Genomic DNA, 20,405 nt, shown 5'->3' with positions numbered 1-20,405 from the left:
GACACCCCCCGACACGTCCCCTTCCGTGCGTGCGCGGGTGCGGGCGCGCTCCCGCTCAGCCGCTGTCGGCCGTCGCTGCGGGCAGTCGTGCCGCTGGGGGCGGCACGGGTGGGCGCAGCGGCACCCCGCACCGCCGGGCTGCGCAACGCCCCGCCCTCAGCACCAACGCCGAGCACCCCGCAGCGCCGAGCTGCGCAGTAACCCGCCCTACGGACGAACCGTACGCGGCCCCGCCACCTCCGCCCCAAGCTCCGCAACCCGCCCCCGCAGCTCGCGGTCCGCCGTCACCACCAGCACGGAACGTTCGCCGGCCGAGGCCACGACCTCCACGATGTGATCGTCCCCGCTACCCGGCGCCGACTCGACCCGCACCCCCGACACGGACTCCACGCCCCGTGCCGCCCCCTCCACCACAAGAACGATCTCCACCGGCCCGGCCACACCCGGAACCCCCTCCGACGCCAGCCGGTCCCGCAACCGCTCCGCCGCCCCTCGCCGATCCCGCCACCAGCCGTCCGGCACCGACCCGACGACATTCGCTCCATCGACGACCACAAGCAGGGCTGCGTTGCTGTTCATGCAAGGCAGGGTCGCACGACGCCCATCCGGCGCGCCCACGTAAGGTGAACCGGTGAACGGCGACTGGCTCATCCGCGGCCGCGACGGCCGCCTCACCGTCTACCTTCCCTCCGGCGACGCCGTCCTGTGCCGTGCCGAACGAGGCCCCGCCGGCCCCTGGGACGCCCCTCGCACCGTCGGCGGCAGCCAGAAGCTGCACCCGGGCCCGGCGGTCGGACAGGGGGCCGACGGGTATGCCCACCTGGCTGCCTGGCGGCCCACCGTGCTGGGTGAGTCGGGCCTCGTGCACTCCACCCACTTCCGGCCCCGGCTCGCGCCCCTGGACTGGGTTTCGATCGGGCACCCCGACAAGAAGGGCGACCGGACGGGCCCGCCGGCCGTCGCCGTCGACGGTGCGGGGCGGGCCTATGTCTTCGTCCGGAACAAGGACGGCGGGGTGAGTCTGCGGAATCAGAAGGTGAAGGGCGGCTGGGGAGGCTGGCAGAACCTCGAAGGGCAGGGCGTCGAGGGGGAGTTGGCCGCCGTGACCGGGGAGTCTGGGCTGGTCGAGGTGTACGCCGCCGTGCCGGGAGGGATTCTGCACTGGCGTCAGGAGGGGGACGGGAAGACGCCGGTGCGGTCCGAGGGGGTGGACGCGGCTGTCCGGACGGGGACCCTGCGGGCGCTGGCCACGTCCGCCGAGCAGACCTCCCTCTTCTTCACGGACCTCTCCGGTGACCTGTGCGTCTGGCGGCCGGGCGGGAAGCCGGTGACGCTCCTCGCCGCCGCCGGGCCGGGGCCGGTGTCCGCCGTGCGCTGTGACATCGAGGGGCACGACTGCACGGTGCTCGCCCAGCGGTCGGCCAGCGGCCGGGTCGCCTTCGCCGCCTATCCGACCGAGCGGGAGTCGGCCGGTGCCTGGTGGACGGAGTCGGGGCCCCGCTTGCCCGCCGACGCCGTGGTCTCGGTGGCGCTGGACGAGCAGGGCGAGGTCGTCGCGGCGTCCCTCACACCGTCGACCGGGAAGCTGCTGCTCACCCGTCGCAAGGACGAGCCAGGGCTCGCGCTGGAGGCCTGGCGGGAGATCTGACTCGCCCGTTCCCGGGCGGAGACCGCCGGAGACGGGAAGAGGGGGGCGGGTGCACGGATGGTCACCGTACGCCCGCCCCCCTCAGGGGTGACGCGTTACGCCGGGACGCTCGCCACGCCCGGAGCCAGGAACTTCTTGCCGTTCACGCGCTCGGAGACTCCCTCGCGGTCCAGGTACGGCGTGATGCCGCCCAGGTGGAACGGCCAGCCGGCGCCCGTGATGAGGCAGAGGTCGATGTCCTGCGCCTCGGCGACGACGCCCTCGTCGAGCATGATGCCGATCTCCTGCGCCACCGCGTCGAGCACGCGGGTGCGGACCTGCTCCTCCGTCAGGACGGTGTCGCCCTGCTTCAGCAGCGCGGCGACCTCCGGGTCGAGCTCGGGCTTGCCGCTGTCGTAGACGTAGAAGCCGCGCTTGCCCGCCTCGACGACCGCCTTGAGGTTCGGGGAGACCTTGAAGCGGTCCGGGAACGCCCGGTTGAGCGTCTCGGAGACGTGCAGGCCGATCGCCGGGCCGACCAGCTCAAGCAGGACCAGCGGCGACATGGGCAGACCGAGCGGCTCGATGGCCTTCTCGGCGACCTCGACGGGGGTGCCCTCGTCGATGACGTTCTGGATCTCGCCCATGAAGCGGGTCAGGATGCGGTTCACGACGAACGCCGGGGCGTCCTTGGTGAGGACCGCGGTCTTCTTCAGCTTCTTGGCGACGCCGAACGCGGTGGCGAGGGAGGCGTCGTCGGTCTTCTCACCGCGGACGATCTCCAGCAGCGGCAGTACGGCGACCGGGTTGAAGAAGTGGAAGCCGACGACCCGCTCGGGGTGCTGCAGCTTCGATGCCATCTCCGACACCGACAGCGAGGAGGTGTTGGTGGCGAGGATCGCGTGCGCCGGGGCGACCGCCTCGACCTCCGCGAACACCTTCTGCTTGACGCCCATCTCCTCGAAGACCGCTTCGATGATGAAGTCGGCGTCCGCGAAGCCCTCGGCCTTGTCCAGCACACCGGAGACCAGCGCCTTGAGGCGGTTGGCCTTGTCCTGGTTGACACGGCCCTTGCCCAGCAGCTTGTCGATCTCGGCGTGGACGTAGCCCACACCCTTGTCGACGCGCTCCTGGTCGATGTCGGTCAGCACGACCGGCACCTCCAGGCGGCGCAGGAACAGCAGGGCGAGCTGGCTGGCCATCAGACCGGCGCCGACGACACCCACCTTGGTGACCGGGCGGGCCAGGCTCTTGTCCGGGGCACCGGCCGGGCGCTTGCCGCGCTTCTGCACCAGGTTGAAGGCGTAGATGCCGGCGCGCAGTTCGCCGCCCATGATGAGGTCGGCGAGCGCCTTGTCCTCGGCGTCGTAGCCCTGCTGCAGGTCGCCGTTCTTGGCGGCGGCGATGATGTCCAGGGCACGGTAGGCGGCGGGGGCCGCGCCGTGCACCTTGGAGTCGGCGATGAAGCGGCCCTTGGCGACGGCCTGGTCCCAGGCCTCGCCGCGGTCGATCACCGGGCGCTCGATCTCGATCTCGCCCTTGAGGACGGACGCGGTCCAGATCAGGGACTGCTCCAGGAAGTCCGCGCCCTCGAAGATCGCGTCGGCGATCCCGAGCTCGTGGACCTGCTTGCCCTTGAGCTGCTTGTTCTGGTTGAGGCTGTTCTCGATGATCACCGAGACGGCCTTGTCGGCGCCGATCAGGTTCGGCAGCAGCGTGCAGCCGCCCCAGCCCGGGACCAGGCCCAGGAACACCTCGGGGAGGGAGAACGCCGGGAGGGCCGCGGAGACGGTCCGGTAGGTGCAGTGCAGACCGACCTCGACACCGCCGCCCATCGCGGCGCCGTTGTAGTAGGCGAAGCTCGGCACGGCCAGCTTGGACAGCCGCTTGAAGACCTCGTGGCCGCCCTTGCCGATGGCGAGGGCGTGCTCGTGCTCCTTGAGGATCTCCACGCCCTTGAGGTCGGCGCCGACCGCGAAGATGAACGGCTTGCCGGTGATGCCGACGCCGACGATCTCGCCGTCCGCGGCCTCCTTCTCGACCTGGTCGATGGCGGAGTTGAGGTTCGCCAGCGAGGCCGGGCCGAAGGTGGTCGGCTTGGTGTGGTCCAGGCCGTTGTCCAGGGTGATCAGGGCGAAGCGGCCGGCGCCCAGGGGGAGGTCGAAGTGGCGTACGTGCGCACTCGTGACGACCTCGTCCGGGAACAGTTCGGAAGCCTGCTTCAGAAGCTCGGCGGTGGTGCTCACTTGTCCCCCTCGAAGTGCGGGTTCTCCCAGATGACCGTCGCGCCCATGCCGAAGCCGACGCACATGGTGGTCAGGCCGTAGCGGACGTGCGGCTGCTCCTCGAACTGGCGGGCCAGCTGCGTCATCAGGCGGACGCCGGAGGAGGCCAGCGGGTGGCCGAAGGCGATGGCGCCGCCGTACTGGTTGACGCGCTCGTCGTCGTCGGCGATGCCGTAGTGGTCGAGGAAGGCCAGGACCTGGACGGCGAAGGCCTCGTTGATCTCGAACAGGCCGATGTCGGAGATCGACAGGCCGGCCTGGGCCAGCGCCTTCTCCGTGGCCGGGATCGGGCCGTAGCCCATGACCTCCGGCTCCACGCCCGCGAAGGAGTAGGAGACCAGGCGCATCTTCACGGGGAGGTCGTGCTCCCGCGCGAAGTCCTCGGAGGCGATGAGCGAGGCGGTGGCGCCGTCGTTCAGACCGGCCGCGTTACCGGCGGTGACCCGGCCGTGGACGCGGAACGGGGTCTTGAGGCCCTGCAGGTTCTCCAGGGTCGTGCCCGGGCGCATCGGCTCGTCGGCGGTGACCAGGCCCCAGCCCGTCTCGCCGGCCTCGGGGGAGGTGCGGCGAACGGAGATCGGCACCAGGTCGGCCTGGATCTTGCCGTTGGCGTACGCCTTGGCGGCCTTCTCCTGGGAGCGCACGGCGTACTCGTCGGCGCGCAGCTTGGTGATCTGCGGGTAACGGTCGTGCAGGTTCTCCGCGGTCATGCCCATGAACAGGGCGGACTCGTCGACCAGCTTCTCGCTCACGAACCGCGGGTTCGGGTCGACGCCCTCGCCCATGGGGTGGCGGCCCATGTGCTCGACACCGCCGGCGATGGCGACGTCGTACGCCCCGAAGGCGACGGAGCCGGCCACCGTGGTGACGGCGGTCAGCGCGCCGGCGCACATGCGGTCGATGGAGTAACCGGGCACGGACTGCGGCAGCCCGGCGAGGATGCCCGCCGTGCGGCCGATGGTGAGGCCCTGGTCGCCGATCTGCGTGGTCGCGGCGATGGCGACCTCGTCGATCTTCTTCGGGTCGAGACCGGGGTTGCGGCGCAGCAGCTCCCGGATCGCCTTCACGACGAGGTCGTCGGCACGGGTCTCGTGGTAGATGCCCTTCGGGCCCGCCTTGCCGAACGGGGTGCGGACGCCGTCGACGAAGACGACGTCCCTGACGGTACGAGGCACGATGGCTCTCCTCCAGGGTCCAGGACGCTGAGCGCTTGCTCATCCCATGCTACTTATGAGTAACGTAGCTGCCCAGTCCTGACATGGCGAGCGGTGAAGGTCACACCGGTCACATCTTCGGCGGGGCCGTGGACCCCCTGGGTGTCAGCACGGGGGTGGGAACAGGGTGCGACCCGCTCTCACCCCCTGCGATCACCGAGAACAGCGTCCGGGCCACCTCCGCCCCGAACCCGTGCACGTCATGGCTCATCGCGGACAACGTCGGATGCGTCAGCCGGCACAGCTGCGAGTCGTCCCAGGCCAGCAGCGACACGTCCTCCGGCACCCGCAGGCCCATCTCCGCGGCCACCGACAGCCCCGCCACCGCCATGATGTCGTTGTCGTACACGATCGCCGTCGGACGGTCCGGCGCGTCGGCCATCAGCAGCGACCGAGTCGCCCGTGCTCCCGCGTCGCCGGAGAAGTCCGTCGCCACCTGCCACGCCCCGGCCAGCGCCAGCGCCCCCGCCGCCTCGTCGAACGCCGCCGTCCGGATCGCCGTGTGACCGAGCGCTGCCGTCCCGCCCACCCGGGCGATGCGCCGGTGCCCGAGCGCGGCCAGATACCGCACGGCCTCCGTCACGGCCGTGGCGTCGTCCGTCCACACGGACGTGAGCCCTCCGGTCAGCGCGGGATGCCCGACGGCGACCGCCGGCAGTCCGAGCCGCTGCATCAGGCCCACGCGGGGGTCGTCGTCCTGGAAGTCGACGAGGATCGACCCGCCGATCTGCCGCCCCCGCCACCATGCCTCCTGGACCGCCGCCTCCTCGTCCATGCTCCGTACGAGTCTCAGCAGCAGTGAGCAGGAGTGCTCGGCCAGGACGCTCTCCACGCCCGAGACGAACTCCATGTACCAGGGCTCGAGCCCGAGCATCCGGGCCGGCCGGCACACCGCGAGCCCCACCACGTCCACGCGCGAACCGGCCAGGGTCCGCGCCGTGGGGTTCGGCGCCCAGCCCAGTTCCCGCGCCGCCCGGAAGATCCGGTCCCGGGTCGCCTCCGACAACCCGGGCTTGTGGTTGAAGGCGAGCGACACGGCACCTTTGGAGACACCGGCGCGCGCGGCGACGTCCCTGATGGTGACGCGGGGGGCCGGCGTTGCCGTCATCGGGTGGGCTCCACGCAGTACAGGGCCGAACGAGCGCTCTCCGCGTCCGGGGTCTTCCAGCCGCGCACCCCGATGGTCACCTCTTCGCCCGGCAGCAGCGTGACCGGCCCCCGGTCGGCCCTCGCCTCCGGATCCAGCCGGTCGGCCTGCAGCAGCAGGTCGCGTACCAGAGTCCGGGCGGTCACGGTGATGCCGCCGGGTGCCAGAGCGACGTCGAACCGTGGTTCGGGGTAGGGGATTTCCCGGTCGGGCACCGGAAAGTACAGCGCCCGCAGCCCACCGGCACCCGCACCCGTATCCCTGCCGAAGCCGACGCCGGCATCCCTGCCCGCCCTGGCGCCAGCGCCCGTGCCAGCACCCGCGCCTACGCCCGTGCCGGCAGCTGTGTCCACGCCAGCGCCCGCGCCCGCCCCCGTGCCGGCAGCCGTGCCAGCGCCTACGCCTGCGCCCGTGCCCGCAGCCGTGTTCACGCCAGCGCCCGCGCCTACGCCAGCGCCCGCGCCCGTCCCAACACCCGTGTCCGCCCCCGCCCCCACCTCCGCATCCGCTACGAGGAACTCCTTCGTCCCGACCGGCGTCAGCTCCCGAGGGACGTCGACCCGTGCCACGCTCCGCCCCCCGGCCCTCACCTCCACGGCAGCGTGCCCCAGCACCTCCCCCTCGACGGACATCCGCCGCAGGGTCAGCGCCACCCTCCACTCCTCCGCCCCCTGGTTGACCACGGCCAGCACCAGACCGCCGTCCCCCGGCTGGATCGTCAGCAACCGGTCGGCGTACAGCCGCTTCAGCTCGTGGTACAGCGGCTTCTCGCGGCCGTCCCCGTCGATCGCCGCCCAGGAGGTCACCGGCCAGCAGTCGTTGAGCTGCCAGACGACCGTGCCCGCGCACACCGGCCAGTGCGCGCGCCAGTGCTCGACCCCGGCCGCGATCGCCCGCGCCTGGTTGAGCTGCGTGAGGTAGTGCCAGCGGTCGAAGTCCCCGTCCGGCACGGCGAAGTGACGGGCCAGCCCCCGCTCCAGCTTTCCGTTGCCGTCGTCGGCCTTCTGGTGGTGCAGCATGCCGGGGGAGTTTGGCGTGAGTTCCTCGCCGGGCAGCGCGCGCCGGAGTGTGGCGTACGCGGGCGGCGCCTGCCAGCCGAACTCGGCGACGAACCGCGGCACGTTCAGGCGGTAGTCGGCGTAGTCCTCCCGGTTCCACACCTCCCACGAGTGGTGCGTGCCGTGCGCCGGGTCGTTCGGATGGTGCCGCCAGGACCCCGACCAGGGGCTGCCCGCCGTGTACGGCCGGGTCGGGTCCGACTCGGCCACCACCCGCGGCAGTACGCCCAGGTAGTAGCCCTCGCCCCAGGAGTCCCCGGCCAGCCTCGCCTCCCACTCCCAGTCCCGGAAGCCCCACAGGTTCTCGTTGTTGCCGTTCCACAGCACCAGCGACGGGTGCGGCATCAGCCGTACGACGTTCTCCCGCGCCTCGGCCTCCACCTCACCGCGCAGCGGCTGCTCCTCCGGGTAGGCCGCGCAGGCGAACGGGAAGTCCTGCCAGACCAGCAGCCCGAGTTCGTCGCAGGCGTCGTAGAAGTCCTCGCTCTCGTAGATCCCGCCGCCCCAGACCCGCACCAGGTCCACACCCGCCCCGGCCGCCTGCTCCAGCCGCTCCCGGTAGCGCTCCCGGGTGATCCGGGAGGGGAAGACGTCGTCGGGGATCCAGTTGACGCCCCGCGCGAACAGCCGCTCGCCGTTGACGACCAGGGTGAAGCCGCTGCCGTGCGCGTCCGGCCGCCGGTCCAGTTCCACGGTCCGGAAGCCGATCCGCCGCCGCCACACGTCCAGCGTGTCCTCGCCGTGCAGCAGCCGCAACTCCACGTCGTACAGCGGCTGTTCGCCGTAGCCGCGTGGCCACCACAACTCCGGTTCCGGGACCCGGAGCCGTACCACGCCGTGCGCGCCGTCCACCTCGACACGGGCCCGGACGTCGCCCACCGTCCCCTCCACGGTGAGCGGCGCCTCGACCCGGGTCCGTTCGACGTCGACGTCCAGTTCGACGACGCCCACGGCCTCCTCGACGGTGACCAGCGGACGCACCCGGGCGATCCGGGCCGTCGACCAGTGCTCCAGCCGCACCGGCCGCCAGATCCCGGCCGTCACCAGGGTCGGCCCCCAGTCCCAGCCGAACGAGCAGGCCATCTTGCGCAGGTACTGGTAGGGCTCGGCGTAGGCCGCGGGCCGCTCGCCCAGCCGCCCCCGCACCGCCTCGGCCTCGGCGTACGCGGAGACGAACCGCACGGACAGCAGCCCGGACAGCCCCGTCACGTCGAACCGGTACGAGCGGTGCATGTTCCGCACCGTGCCCAGCAGCCGCCCGTCCAGGGAGATCTCGGCGACGGTGTCGAGCCCGTCGAAGACCAGGTCGGTCTGTTCCTGCCCGGACAGGGCCGTGAGCTGCCGCTCGTACGTCCAGTCCCGGCGCCCCACCCACGCCACCTCGGCCTCGTTCCGGCCCAGGAACGGGTCGGGGATCACCCCGGCCGCCATCAGGTCGGTGTGCACGCAGCCGGGCACGGACGCCGGCAGCGCGTCCGGCTCGTGCCGCAGGATCCATCCGTCGCCGAGCGGTGTGGCCTCCAGCATGCGCACTCCCTTAACCGGTCCAGTGAAGAGTCGTGTACAGGATTCTCAGCCTTGGCGGGAATGGGACTTTACCGGTTGAGAAAGCGCTGTCAGAGTGCCGAACCAGCCATACCGCACGTGCTCTTCCGTCCCGAGTTCCTCTCCGCGAACGGAGCTGATGCACATGAACCGCCGTACCGTCCTCGCCCTCGCCGTGGGCGCCGCCCTGCTGGCCTCCGGCTGCACCGGCACCGGAGGAACCTCGAAGGGCGCGGATGCCGAGGCGCCCGACGACCCCGCCAAGGTCAGCGGGACCATCACCGTCCTCACCCACCGGACCGACCTCGTGCAGGACGGGACGATGAAGAAGTACGCCGCCGAGTTCAGCAAGACCTACCCCAAGGTGAAAGTCGAGTTCGACGGAATCACCGACTACGAGGGCGAAGTCAAGATCCGTATGAACACGGAGAACTACGGCGACGTCCTCATGATCCCCGGGGTGATCGAGAAGAAGGACTACCCCAGGTTCTTCGCCTCGCTGGGCAGTCAGGCCGAGCGGAGCAAGAAGTACCGCTTCACCGACTACACCACGGTCGGGGGCAAGGTCTACGGCCAGAGCCCGCTCGGCGCGGTCCCGGGCTTCATCTACAACAAGAAGGTGTGGCAGGAAGCCGGTATCACCGACTGGCCGAAGACCCCGTCCGAGTTCCTCGCCGACCTCAAGGCGATCAAGTCCCGGACCGACGCGGTCCCGTACTACACCAACTTCAAGGACATGTGGCCGCTCACCCAGTGGACTCAGGTCAACGGCTCGGTCAGCTGCGACGAGCAGGCCACCACCAAGCTCGCCGAGGGCGACCCGTGGGCCGAGGGCGCCGACCTGCGCACAGCCGACACGCTGCTCCACGACATCGTGCGCGAGGGGCTCGTCGAGAAGGACCCGACGACGACCAACTGGGAGGCGTCCAAGCCGAAGCTGGCCAAGGGCGAGATCGCCACGATGTGGCTCGGCTCCTGGGCCGTCATCCAGATGCGGGGCGCGGCGAAGCAGGCGGGCGTGAACCCCGGCGACATCGGGTTCATGCCCTTCCCGGCCCAGAAGAACGGCACGTTCTGCGCGGTGGCGCTGCCCGACTACAACCAGGCCGTCAACATCCACTCCGAGCACAAGGCCGCCGCCCGCGCCTGGATCGACTGGTTCACCGACAAGTCCGGTTACGCGGCGGACAACCTGGCGCTGTCCCCGCTCAGGTCCGCCCCGCTGCCCGACGTCCTGAAGCCGTACGAGGAGGCCGGGGTGAGGATCCTCGACCTCGACGACAGCAAGGGCGCCGAGGTGAAGACCATCGACAACCAGTCCGAGGTCGGCATCAACAAGCCCGGCTACCGCCAGGATCTGGTCGATCTCGCCCGCGGCGCCACCAAGGGCAGCCTGGACGACTTCCTGGACGACCTCGCGAAGAAGTGGACCGAGACGCAGAAGTCGCTGGGGTCCTGATGACGGACACGACCGCGAAGGCGGCCCGCGCGTCGGTGCCCGGGCCGCCCGGACCCGGACCGGCCCCCGCCCCGCGCGCCGCACGCCGGTGGCGCGGGGCCACCCCCTGGCTCTTCCTGCTCGTCCCGCTCACGCTGCTGATCGTCTTCACGTACGCGCCGATCGCCAACATGGTCGCGTACGGCTTCACCGACTGGGACGGTGTGAGCCCGGAGCTGCACTACACGGGGGCCGGGAACTACACCGAACTCTTCACTCGCCCCGAACTGTTCGAGGTCTTCTGGGTCAGCGGCTACTACCTGGCGGCCTCGGTCCTCCAGATCGTCGCCGCGCTCTACTTCGCCACGATCCTCAGCTTCAACGTCCGCTTCCGGAACTTCTTCAAGGGCGTGCTGTTCTTCCCGTACCTGATCAACGGAGTGGCGATCGGCTTCGTCTTCCTCTACTTCTTCCAGGACGGCGGCACCCTCGACTCCGTCCTCGCCCTGTTCGGCGCGGAGACGGACCGCGCCTGGCTCTCCACCCCGACGTCCGCGAACGCCTCGCTCGCCGCCGTGTCGGTCTGGCGCTACCTGGGCCTGAACTTCGTCCTCTTCCTCGGCGCGATCCAGGCCATCCCGGGGGAGCTGTACGAGGCGGCCGAACTGGACGGGGCGAACCGCTGGCAGCAGTTCCGGCACATCATCGCGCCCGGCATCCGGCCCGTGCTGAGCCTGTCGGTGATCCTCTCCGTCTCCGGGTCACTGTCCGTCTTCGAGATCCCGTACATCATGACCGGCGGCGCGACCGGCACCGAGACCTTCGTGATCCAGACCGTGAAGCTGGCCTTCCAGTTCAACAAGACGGGCCTCGCCTCGGCGGCGGCCGTCGTACTGCTGCTGATCATCCTGGCGGTGACCTGGGTGCAGCGGCGCCTCGTCCCGGACGACAAGGTGGACCTCGTATGACGCGCAGAGCCGTGGCCCGTGCCCTTGTGTACCTGTCCCTGGTCCTCGCGACGCTGGTCGTGCTGCTGCCGCTCACCGTGGTCTTCCTGACCTCGCTGAAGACCTCGGGGGAGATGGCCGGCGACAGCGGCGCTCTCACGCTGCCCGACGACCCGTTCAACGTCCACAACTACGTCACGGCGTTCCAGGACGGCCGGATGCTCTCGGCCTTCGGCAACACCGCGATCATCCTGGTCGTCGCCATCGGCGGCACGGTCCTCATCGGCTCCATGACGGCGTACGCCATCGACCGCTTCCGGTTCCGCTTCCGCAAGCTGGTGCTGGCCCTGTTCCTGGTCGCCGCGCTGGTACCCGGGGTGACCACCCAGGTGGCCACCTTCCAGATCGTCAACAGCCTCGGCATGTTCGACAGCCTGTGGGCGCCGATCGCCCTCTACATGGGGACGGACATCGTCTCGATCTACATCTTCCTGCAGTTCGTGAGGTCCATCCCCGTCTCACTGGACGAGTCGGCCCGCCTCGACGGCGCCAACGCCTTCACGATCTACCGGAAGGTCATCTTCCCGTTGCTCAAGCCCGCGATCGCGACGGTCGTCATCGTGAAGGGGATCAACGTCTACAACGATTTCTACATCCCCTTCCTCTACATGCCCTCCGAAGACCTTGGCGTGATCTCGACGTCCCTGTTCCGCTTCAAGGGCCCCTTCGGCGCCCACTGGGAGACCATCTCGGCGGGGACGATCCTGGTCATCGTCCCGACCCTGGTCGTCTTCCTGCTCCTGCAGCGGTTCATCTACAACGGTTTCACGCAAGGTGCCACGAAGTGAGGTCCTTCGCCGCCGTAGGACGAGCACCGCTACGGCTGGGCCCCCTTCGCGGCCAGCGCCCCGACCAGCACCGGCGCCACCTGCTCGACCTGCCACTGACGCGCGCCGTGACCCGCCAGCGCGGCCGCCACGGACTCGGTGTCGACTTCCGCGGGCGGCTCCCAGCAAACCCGTCGCACCGTATCCGGTGTGATCAGGTTCTCCTGCGGCATGTTGAGCTGCTCGGCGAGGGCGGAAACGGCGGCCCGCGCCGCCGACAACCGCGCCGCGGCCTCGGGATCCTTGTCAGCCCAAGCGCGGGGCGGCGGAGGTCCCGCGACCGGCTGCCCCGGCTGCGGCAACTGCGCCTCGCTCAGGGCCTTCGCCCGGTCGACGGCCGCCTGCCACTGCTCCAGCTGCCGCTTGCTCATCCGGTGTCCGAAACCGTTCAGCGCGGCGAGCGCGTGCACGTTGGCCGGAAGTGCCAGTGCCGCTTCCACGATCGCCGCGTCGCCGAGCACCTTGCCGGGCGAGATGTCCCGCCGCTGTGCGATCCGGTCCCGGGTCTGCCACAGCTCCCGCACGACGGCCAGCTGCCGCCGCCGGCGCACCTTGTGCATCCCGGACGTACGCCGCCAGGGGTCCTTACGGGGCTCCGGCGGCGGGGCCGAGGCGATCGCGTCGAACTCCTGGCGGGCCCAGTCCAGCTTGCCCTGCCGGTCCAGTTCCTTCTCCAGCGCGTCGCGCAGGTCGACGAGCAGCTCGACGTCCAGCGCCGCGTACCGCAGCCAGGGCTCGGGCAGCGGACGGGTGGACCAGTCGACGGCGGAGTGTCCCTTCTCCAGGACGAAACCGAGGACGCCCTCGACCATCGCGCCGAGGCCGACGCGGGGGAACCCGGCGAGCCGGCCGGCCAGCTCGGTGTCGAACAGCCGCGTCGGCACCATGCCTATCTCACGCAGACAGGGCAGGTCCTGGGTGGCGGCGTGCAGGACCCACTCGGCACCCGACAGGGCCTCGCCCAGGGCGGACAGGTCGGGGCAGGCCACGGGGTCGATCAGTGCGGTGCCGGCGCCCTGGCGGCGCAGCTGCACCAGGTAGGCGCGCTGCCCGTAGCGGTAGCCGGACGCCCGCTCGGCGTCGACGGCCACCGGGCCGGTGCCCGCCTCGAAGGCGGCGATGACCCGGGCCAGGGCGGCCTCGTCCGCGATCACGGGCGGAATGCCCTCACGCGGTTCGAGCAAAGGGATCGGCGCCTCCGTAACAGAAGTTCCGCCGTCGTCCGGAGGGGCGCCTCCGGTGGTTCGCAGTGAGCTGTCTGCTGCGGTCTCGTGGGCGTCGGTCACCTGTCAAGGGTATCCGTGGATGGACAGCGCCCGCCGACGGAACGTTCCGGCGACGGGCACCCGAGGGTCGCAAACCAGTCAGGTCGGGGAAAGAAAAGGGGTTCGCGAGACATGAGAGACGTGAACGGGAACGACGGTTCCTCGTTCACGTGAGCGAATGATCACAAAGGGTCACCGTGGGGCGGTCAGTGGATGATCCCGGTCCGCAACGCCACCGCGACCATCCCTGCCCGGTCGCCCGTGCCGAGCTTGCGGGCGATGCGGGCGAGGTGGCTCTTCACGGTCAGGGCGGACAGGCCCATCGAGACGCCGATCGCCTTGTTCGACTGGCCCTCCGCCACCAGTCGCAGTACCTCGACCTCGCGGCCGGACAGCTCGCGGTAGCCGCCCGGGTGGCTCGGGGCACCCGGGGGGCGACGGTGCAGGCGTGCGGCGGCGGCGCCGATGGGGGCGGCGCCCGGGCGGGTGGGGAGCCCGATGTTGGTGCGGGTGCCGGTGACGACGTAGCCCTTCACACCGCCGGCGAGCGCGTTGCGCACGGCGCCGATGTCGTCGGCCGCGGAGAGGGCGAGCCCGTTGGGCCAGCCCGCGGCGCGGGTCTCCGACAGCAGGGTGAGGCCGGATCCGTCCGGCAGGTGGACGTCGGCGACGCAGATATCCCGGGGGTTGCCGATGCGGGGACGAGCCTCCGCGACGGACGAGGCCTCGATGACATCGCGCACACCGAGCGCCCACAGATGGCGGGTGACGGTGGAGCGGACGCGCGGGTCGGCCACGACCACCATGGCGGTGGGCTTGTTCGGGCGGTAGGCGACCAGGCTTGCGGGCTGCTCGAGGAGAACGGACACCAGGCCTCCTGGGGTGCGGGACGGGGCCGGCTCGTGGGGGGTGAAGCCGGGACGAACCGTGCTTTTCAAGGTCACAGTCGTCTTCGGCACCGAACACGTCCGCCTTTAGAGAATGATCACGAATCGGTGATAACAATCCGTGCAATTCGGACACGCGGTCGATCATTCGAAGGTCGAACGGTTTCGCTCTGGGTCGCTACGCGGTCGAAAGTGGCCGTATCGACAAAGTGATTCGGCCAAGAGAGGTACGCAGGTGTGATCGTCGACAGGCCGGAGTTGACCGCCTCGTGCAAGGTCGATCAGTGCGAGGTCGATCGGTGTGAAATCGATCGGTGTGAGGTCGATCGGCGCGCAGGGTCGATCGTTGAGGGGTGAGGGCCGGGAGGTGCGGGGCCGGTCAGCGGGACTGCGGGTCCCGCCGCTGCGGCAGCGTCACCACCGAGGCGTCTCCTGGCCCGGCCGGCGGCAGCCCGGCGATCTGGGCGAGCAGGTCGCACCAGGAGGCCAGGTGCGCGGCCGTGTCCGGCACCCCGCCCAAGCCCTCGCGCGGCGTCCACGACGCCCGGATCTCGATCTGCGAGGCGGCAGGGCGCTCGGACAGCCCGCCGAAGTAGTGGGAGCTCGCCCGCGTGACCGTGCCGCTCGGCTCCCCGTACGTCAGGCCGCGCGCCTGGAGCGCGCCGGTCAGCCAGGACCAGCACACCTCCGGCAGCAGCGGGTCCGCGGCCATCTCCGGCTCCAGTTCCGCGCGCACCAGCGTCACCAGCCGGAACGTGCCCCGCCAGGCGTCGTGCCCGGCCGGGTCGTGCAGCAGCACCAGCCGGCCGTCGGCCAGGTCCTGGTCGCCGTCGACGACCGCGGCCTCCAGCGCATAGGAGTAGGGGGCGAGCCGTTTCGGCGGGGGAGTCGGCTCGACCTCGATCTGGGGGCGCAGCCGCGCCGCCCTGAGCGCCTCGACGGCGGCCCGGAAGGGCAGCGGGGCGGTGTCCGCCTCCCGCCGGTCTTTCTCGGTGTCCTTCGCTTCGTCCATTCCGCCAGCGCCGTCCGACAGTCGTCCCTGAGCCGCAGCCATGCGGGAAGATTACGGGGACCTGAGCCCGGGTGCCGGGCTAGACACCCCGCGCCTCTCCAGGGGCTGAATCACGCCGCTCGGCGGCGTGCGAAACTTGGCCCGTGAGTGCCAACGACGCCCCCCGGGCCCAGCAGCCGTCCGCCACGTACGACTCCGCCTTCCTCAAGGCCTGCCGGCGCGAGCCCGTACCGCACACCCCGGTGTGGTTCATGCGGCAGGCCGGGCGCTCACTGCCGGAGTACCGCAAGGTGCGCGAGGGCATTCCGATGCTGGAGTCCTGCATGCGGCCGGAACTCGTCACCGAGATCACGCTCCAGCCGGTGCGCCGGCACGGCGTGGACGCGGCGATCTACTTCAGTGACATCGTCGTCCCCCTCAAGGCCATCGGCGTCGACCTCGACATCAAGCCGGGCGTCGGCCCGGTCGTCGAGCGCCCGATCCGCACCCGCGCCGATCTCGCGCAGCTGCGTGACCTGACCCCCGAGGACGTCTCGTACGTCACCGAGGCCATCGGGCTGCTCACCCGGGAGCTCGGCGCCACGCCCCTCATCGGCTTCGCCGGCGCCCCCTTCACCCTCGCCAGCTACCTCGTCGAGGGCGGCCCCTCCCGCACGTACGAGAACGCCAAGGCGATGATGTACGGCGACCCCGAGCTCTGGGCCGACCTGCTCGACCGCCTCGCCGGCATCACGGCGGCGTTCCTGAAGGTGCAGATCGAGGCGGGCGCCTCCGCGGTCCAGTTGTTCGACTCCTGGGCGGGCGCCCTGGCCCCGGCCGACTACCGGCGCTCCGTGCTGCCGGCGTCGGCGAAGGTCTTCGACGCCGTGGCCGGTTACGGCGTCCCGCGCATCCACTTCGGCGTCGGCACCGGCGAGCTGCTCCCGCTCATGAGCGAGGCCGGCGCGGACGTCGTCGGCGTCGACTGGCGCGTCCCGCTGGACGAGGCCGCCCGCCGCGTCGGCCCCGGCAAGGCGCTCCAGGGCAACCTCGACCCGACCGTGCTGTTCGCGCCGACGGAGGCCGTCGAGGCGAAGACCCGGGAGGTCCTGGACGCGGCGGCGGGCCTGGACGGCCACGTCTTCAACCTCGGCCACGGCGTCATGCCGTCCACGGACCCCGACGCGCTGACCCGGCTGGTGGAGTACGTCCACACACGGACGGCCCGCTGACGAGGGCTGCCTTCCCTCAGGGGCCGGGCTCGTACGCGAGCTGCCTGACCTCGAGCGCGCAGCGCCTCACTCCGACGAGTTAACCCGGTGTTTCAGGAGTGGTGGTCGATCACCACCGATGAGCCGCTAGGATCACGGCATGGTTACGGCTTGGTCGCTCTGGCGCAGCGTCAGGACCCGCTCCGGTGCGGGTCCGCTGTTGCGCGTGCCGGCCTTGGCCGTGCTCCTGTTCGGTGTCCTCATCACGCACGGCGTTCATGTGGAGAGTGCCCAGGGGCATCTCTCCACCAGCGCAATGGTTCCCGCCGCATCGCCGGCCGACGGTGTCGGCCAGGCGGCCGTCGCGCCGGCGCCGCCGTTCGCCGGGGAAACCGACGATCACCGCGGCGGCCATGAGCCGTCACATCCTGGCGAGCACTGCGTGTCCGGGCAACCCCCGCAGGGTTCAGCTCTGGCAGGGCCCTGCTTCACACCGTCGGTTCGCGGATCGTCCAGTTCCTACGACGCCCCAACTGTTCGAGGCGCGACCGCTGGTGGCCGCATGGACGGTGCGTCTCCCGTGGCTCTGAGAGCAGCCTCCGTGGTGCGGCAGGTCTAGGAGGACGGAGCTCCTCTCACCGGCCTGCCGGGTGTCACCGGTTCGGCTGGTACCGCGCGACGGGCGTCCTGTCCCTTGATCATGACCGGGCGTCATGTTCGTCGAAGCCGTCCTGCCCCCACCCATGCCTGCTCCTCGCTCCGCCCTGCCGGAGACGTGGCAGCAGCGCGGAGGACCTGTGCCGACACATTTCCCTACGCTCACACATGCCCCATCGGCCTTCCGCGGCTCTCCCTTATGGCGCCGACTCGTCTCGGCGGTCCGCGGCGTCCTCGTGATGGCACTCCTGCTGTGCGCCGTGCATGGCGTGTCTCAGGAGACGCACGAGGCGGTTTCCGCGCCTGCCGGATTCTCGGCGACGGCCGCGGGCGGGGACCCTCATGGGCCCCACGCTCCCCATGGGGCCGAGGACTGTGCGGCGGATGTGATCGTGCGGACCGCGGCCCAGCCGACCGAGGAACTTGCCCTCGGCGCGATGGCCGTCGCCGTACTGTTCGCGGTGTCCGCGGTGGTGGGCAGGCCCCTCGTACGGCCGGGGTTTCGCAGACGCCGCAGCGCACGCACTGGCCGCGTGGCGCTCGTCGTCACATCGCGGTGGCGGATCTAGACCGCTCGCTCGCAGCCGACCGACGTCGCGGCTGCCGCGTGCCCATGGCCCGGACGCGGACGCATGGTCCGCCCCATGGCCAGGACGCGCGAGATGAACCCGCACCGGTAATTCATCGAGCGAGAGTGAACACACAGACATGCAGTCATTGACCAAGGCCGCGATCCCCTCGGGCCAGGCCGCCCTGTCCGGGCTGGTGGGCAACACCCCGCTGCTGCGGGTGTCGGAGCCGCTGGCCCCGGCCGGGCGTGGCTTCTGGGCGAAGCTCGAAGGGTTCAACCCCGGCGGCATCAAGGACCGTCCGGGGCTGCACATGGTGGAGCGGGCCCGGGCCCGTGGTGACCTGCGGCCCGGCGGGCGGATCATCGAGTCCACCAGCGGGACCCTGGGCCTGGGGCTGGCGCTGGCCGGCATGGTGTACGGCCACCCGGTCACGCTGGTCACCGACCCAGGCCTGGAACTGTCCATGACCCGGCTGCTGACCGCGTACGGCGCCCAGGTCAACGTCGTCTCCGAGCCGCACCCCACGGGCGGCTGGCAGCAGGCTCGCCGCGACCGCGTGCAGCGGCTGCTGGAGCAGGACCCCGGCTCCTGGTGCCCGGACCAGTACAGCAACCCCGACAACGTCGCCGCCTACACCCCGCTGGCTCTTGAACTCGCCTCCGAGATGGGCCACATCGACGTACTGGTGTGCAGCGTCGGTACCGGGGGCCATTCGGCCGGTGTCTCCCGGGTCCTGCGCCAGCTCTATCCGGAGCTGACCGTCGTCGGGGTGGACACGACCGGTTCGACGATCTTCGGCCAGCCCGCACGGCCCCGGCTGATGCGTGGGCTCGGCTCCAGCATCCACCCCCGCAACGTCGCCTACGAGAACTTCTCAGAGGTGCACTGGGTCGCCCCGCACGAGGCCGTGTGGACGTGCCGCCGACTGGCCGCCTCCCACTACGCCACCGGCGGCTGGAGCGTCGGCGCGGTCGCGTTGGTGGCCGGCTGGCTGGCCCGGACGATGCCCGCGGACGCACGGATCGTCGCGATCTTCCCCGATGGCCCCCAGCGTTACCTGGGGACGGTCTACGACGACGACTACTGCGTCGCCCACGGCCTGCTGAACTCCCCACCGGCGCCCGAACCGGAACTGATCGGCCGCTTGGACGAGAAGGAGGTCACCCGCTGGACCCGGTGCACCACCGTCGTCGATCCCCTCACTCTGCAAGGCGCTCAGGACGTGTCGGACGCCGAGTCCGGCGCTTCGGAGGAGGACCGGTGAAGGGGCTGTTCACCCAGGTCCGCTCGTACGACCGCAGCGTCCGGCTGTTGATGGTCAACCAGTTCACCATCAACCTCGGCTTCTACATGCTGATGCCGTATCTCGCCGCCCACCTCTCCGGCACCCTCGGCCTGGCCGGCTGGATCGTGGGACTCGTCCTCGGCGTACGGAACTTCAGCCAGCAGGGCATGTTCCTGGTCGGCGGCACGCTCGCCGACCGGCTCGGCTACAAGCCGATGATCGTCGCCGGGTGCGTGCTGCGCACCCTCGGCTTCGCGACGCTCGGACTGGTCGACTCCCTGCCTGCCCTGCTCGCCGCCTCCGCGGCAACAGGGCTGGCCGGTGCGCTGTTCAACCCGGCCGTACGGGCGTACCTCGCGGCCGACGCGGGGGAGCGCAGGGTCGAGGCGTTCGCCTTGTTCAACGTGTTCTACCAGGCCGGTATCCTGCTCGGCCCGCTGGTGGGCATGGTGCTGACCGGGGTGGACTTCCGCGTCACGTGCCTGGTGTCCGCCGCGATCTTCGCGCTGCTGAGCGCCGTACAGATCCGCGCGCTGCCCGCCCGAAGGTCCGAGGACACCGGGCGGCAGGACGGCGACGGCGATCAGGGCGTACTCGCCCAGTGGCGCGGCATCCTCGCCAACCGGCCGTTCCTGCTCTTCTCCGTCGCGATGATCGGTTCGTACGTCCTGTCCTTCCAGGTCTATCTGGCGCTGCCCTTGGAGGTGCGCCGGCTCGGCGGTGACGGGGAGTCCGGCACGGCGGCGGTGGCGGTGCTCTTCGCCGTCTCCGGGCTGAGCACGATTCTCGGGCAGACGCGGGTGACGGCGTGGTGCAGGGCGCGGTACGAGCCGGGACAGGCGCTCGTGCGGGGGCTGGCGGCGATGGGGCTGGCCTTCGTGCCCCTGCTGCTCGCCACCGCCGTGCCGGTACCGGAGTCCGGGATCGGGCTGTGGCTGCTCGCGGCGGCACCGCCGACGCTCGCCGCGCTGCTGCTGGCCCTCGGCACGATGATCGCCTACCCGTTCGAGATGGACACCATCGTCCGCCTCTCCGGTGACCGTCTCGTCGCCACTCACTACGGGCTGTACAACACGATCTGCGGCATCGGTATCACCGTCGGCAACCTGGGCACGGGCGCCGCGCTCGACGCCGCCCGCGCGGCCGGGATGCCCGCACTGCCCTGGATCACGCTGTGCGCGCTCGGCCTGGCCTGCGCGGCCTCCCTGTACGGCCTGCACCGCACCGGCCGACTGGCGGCGCCGGCCTCCGAGCCGCTGGCCGCGACCGTCTGACCCGACGGCCCTCCGGCCCGGGGGCGGGGCACCGCACGGTGCCCCGCCCCCACGGCCCCGCGGCAGCGGCCAGGTTCCCGGGTGTCAAAGACGCCCCCGCCGGAGGAGTACACCG

15 protein-coding genes are annotated in these 20,405 nt (G+C 71.0%); 7 read left to right on the top strand and 8 right to left on the bottom strand.

Annotated elements, in window-relative coordinates:
• Window positions 1–207: 207 nt before the first annotated feature.
• A complete protein-coding gene (locus tag IE97_RS0133645) occupies window positions 208–579 on the bottom strand; it encodes a hypothetical protein (RefSeq protein ID WP_030249191.1) in 372 nt (123 codons plus the stop codon).
• 52 nt (window positions 580–631) lie between these two features.
• Here IE97_RS0133645 and IE97_RS0133640 point away from each other — a divergent pair, with 52 nt between their 5' ends.
• Complete coding sequence (locus tag IE97_RS0133640; RefSeq protein WP_030249188.1) at window positions 632–1,648, top strand: hypothetical protein; 1,017 nt, start codon at window positions 632–634, stop codon at window positions 1,646–1,648.
• Between the two features lie 95 nt (window positions 1,649–1,743).
• Here IE97_RS0133640 and IE97_RS0133635 read toward each other — a convergent pair whose 3' ends face one another.
• The 4 genes from IE97_RS0133635 to IE97_RS38870 form a co-directional block, all read right to left on the bottom strand.
• Entirely contained in the window at window positions 1,744–3,873 is a 2,130-nt protein-coding gene (locus IE97_RS0133635; protein ID WP_030249184.1) for a 3-hydroxyacyl-CoA dehydrogenase NAD-binding domain-containing protein, read from the bottom strand.
• A complete protein-coding gene (locus IE97_RS0133630; RefSeq protein WP_030249179.1) occupies window positions 3,870–5,087 on the bottom strand; it encodes a thiolase family protein in 1,218 nt (405 codons plus the stop codon). Before IE97_RS0133630 ends, IE97_RS0133635 begins: the two co-directional genes overlap by 4 nt.
• A 109-nt stretch (window positions 5,088–5,196) precedes the next feature.
• Window positions 5,197–6,234 carry a LacI family DNA-binding transcriptional regulator gene (locus tag IE97_RS0133625; protein WP_030249175.1) on the bottom strand — a complete coding sequence of 346 codons (1,038 nt, stop codon included), beginning with the start codon at window positions 6,232–6,234 and terminating at the stop codon, window positions 5,197–5,199.
• Window positions 6,231–8,858, bottom strand: coding sequence for a glycoside hydrolase family 2 protein (locus tag IE97_RS38870; RefSeq protein ID WP_037845190.1), 2,628 nt, complete (start codon window positions 8,856–8,858; stop codon window positions 6,231–6,233). Before IE97_RS38870 ends, IE97_RS0133625 begins: the two co-directional genes overlap by 4 nt.
• Window positions 8,859–9,021: 163 nt before the next feature.
• Here IE97_RS38870 and IE97_RS0133615 point away from each other — a divergent pair, with 163 nt between their 5' ends.
• From IE97_RS0133615 to IE97_RS0133605, 3 genes are read left to right on the top strand one after another with little or no spacing between them, the layout of a single operon-like run.
• Window positions 9,022–10,335, top strand: a complete 1,314-nt coding sequence (locus IE97_RS0133615; protein WP_030249166.1) for an ABC transporter substrate-binding protein — start codon at window positions 9,022–9,024, stop codon at window positions 10,333–10,335.
• A complete protein-coding gene (locus IE97_RS0133610; RefSeq protein WP_030249162.1) occupies window positions 10,335–11,282 on the top strand; it encodes a carbohydrate ABC transporter permease in 948 nt (315 codons plus the stop codon). Before IE97_RS0133615 ends, IE97_RS0133610 begins: the two co-directional genes overlap by 1 nt.
• Window positions 11,279–12,109, top strand: coding sequence for a carbohydrate ABC transporter permease (locus IE97_RS0133605; RefSeq protein WP_030249158.1), 831 nt, complete (start codon window positions 11,279–11,281; stop codon window positions 12,107–12,109). The genes IE97_RS0133610 and IE97_RS0133605 overlap by 4 nt, the downstream gene beginning before the upstream one ends.
• Window positions 12,110–12,138: 29 nt before the next feature.
• Here the strand turns inward: IE97_RS0133605 and IE97_RS0133600 are convergent, their stop codons facing one another.
• The 3 genes from IE97_RS0133600 to IE97_RS0133590 form a co-directional block, all read right to left on the bottom strand.
• Window positions 12,139–13,434, bottom strand: coding sequence for a ribonuclease D (locus IE97_RS0133600; RefSeq protein WP_030249155.1), 1,296 nt, complete (start codon window positions 13,432–13,434; stop codon window positions 12,139–12,141).
• Window positions 13,435–13,619: 185 nt separating this feature from the next.
• Window positions 13,620–14,282, bottom strand: coding sequence for a response regulator transcription factor (locus IE97_RS0133595; RefSeq protein WP_030249151.1), 663 nt, complete (start codon window positions 14,280–14,282; stop codon window positions 13,620–13,622).
• 397 nt (window positions 14,283–14,679) lie between these two features.
• The gene (locus tag IE97_RS0133590; RefSeq protein WP_078603474.1) at window positions 14,680–15,354 is read right to left on the bottom strand and encodes a DUF3000 domain-containing protein; all 675 of its coding nucleotides are present in this window, start codon (window positions 15,352–15,354) and stop codon (window positions 14,680–14,682) included.
• Window positions 15,355–15,455: 101 nt separating this feature from the next.
• Here IE97_RS0133590 and hemE point away from each other — a divergent pair, with 101 nt between their 5' ends.
• From hemE to IE97_RS0133570, 3 genes are all read left to right on the top strand, one after another.
• The gene (gene hemE / locus IE97_RS0133585) at window positions 15,456–16,523 is read left to right on the top strand and encodes a uroporphyrinogen decarboxylase (RefSeq protein WP_030249141.1); all 1,068 of its coding nucleotides are present in this window, start codon (window positions 15,456–15,458) and stop codon (window positions 16,521–16,523) included.
• A gap of 1,344 nt (window positions 16,524–17,867) precedes the next feature.
• Window positions 17,868–18,995 carry a PLP-dependent cysteine synthase family protein gene (locus tag IE97_RS0133575; RefSeq protein ID WP_030249135.1) on the top strand — a complete coding sequence of 376 codons (1,128 nt, stop codon included), beginning with the start codon at window positions 17,868–17,870 and terminating at the stop codon, window positions 18,993–18,995.
• Window positions 18,992–20,290 (top strand): MFS transporter, encoded by a 1,299-nt coding sequence (locus IE97_RS0133570; protein ID WP_030249132.1) that lies wholly within the window; start codon window positions 18,992–18,994, stop codon window positions 20,288–20,290. The genes IE97_RS0133575 and IE97_RS0133570 overlap by 4 nt, the downstream gene beginning before the upstream one ends.
• Window positions 20,291–20,405 lie beyond the last annotated feature (115 nt).

The organism is Streptomyces sp. NRRL S-455 (assembly GCF_000717875.1).
Taxonomy (GTDB): domain Bacteria; phylum Actinomycetota; class Actinomycetes; order Streptomycetales; family Streptomycetaceae; genus Streptomyces.
The sequence above is the reverse complement of the archived record's forward strand: the minus strand, read 5'-3'. Positions and strand labels throughout refer to the sequence as shown.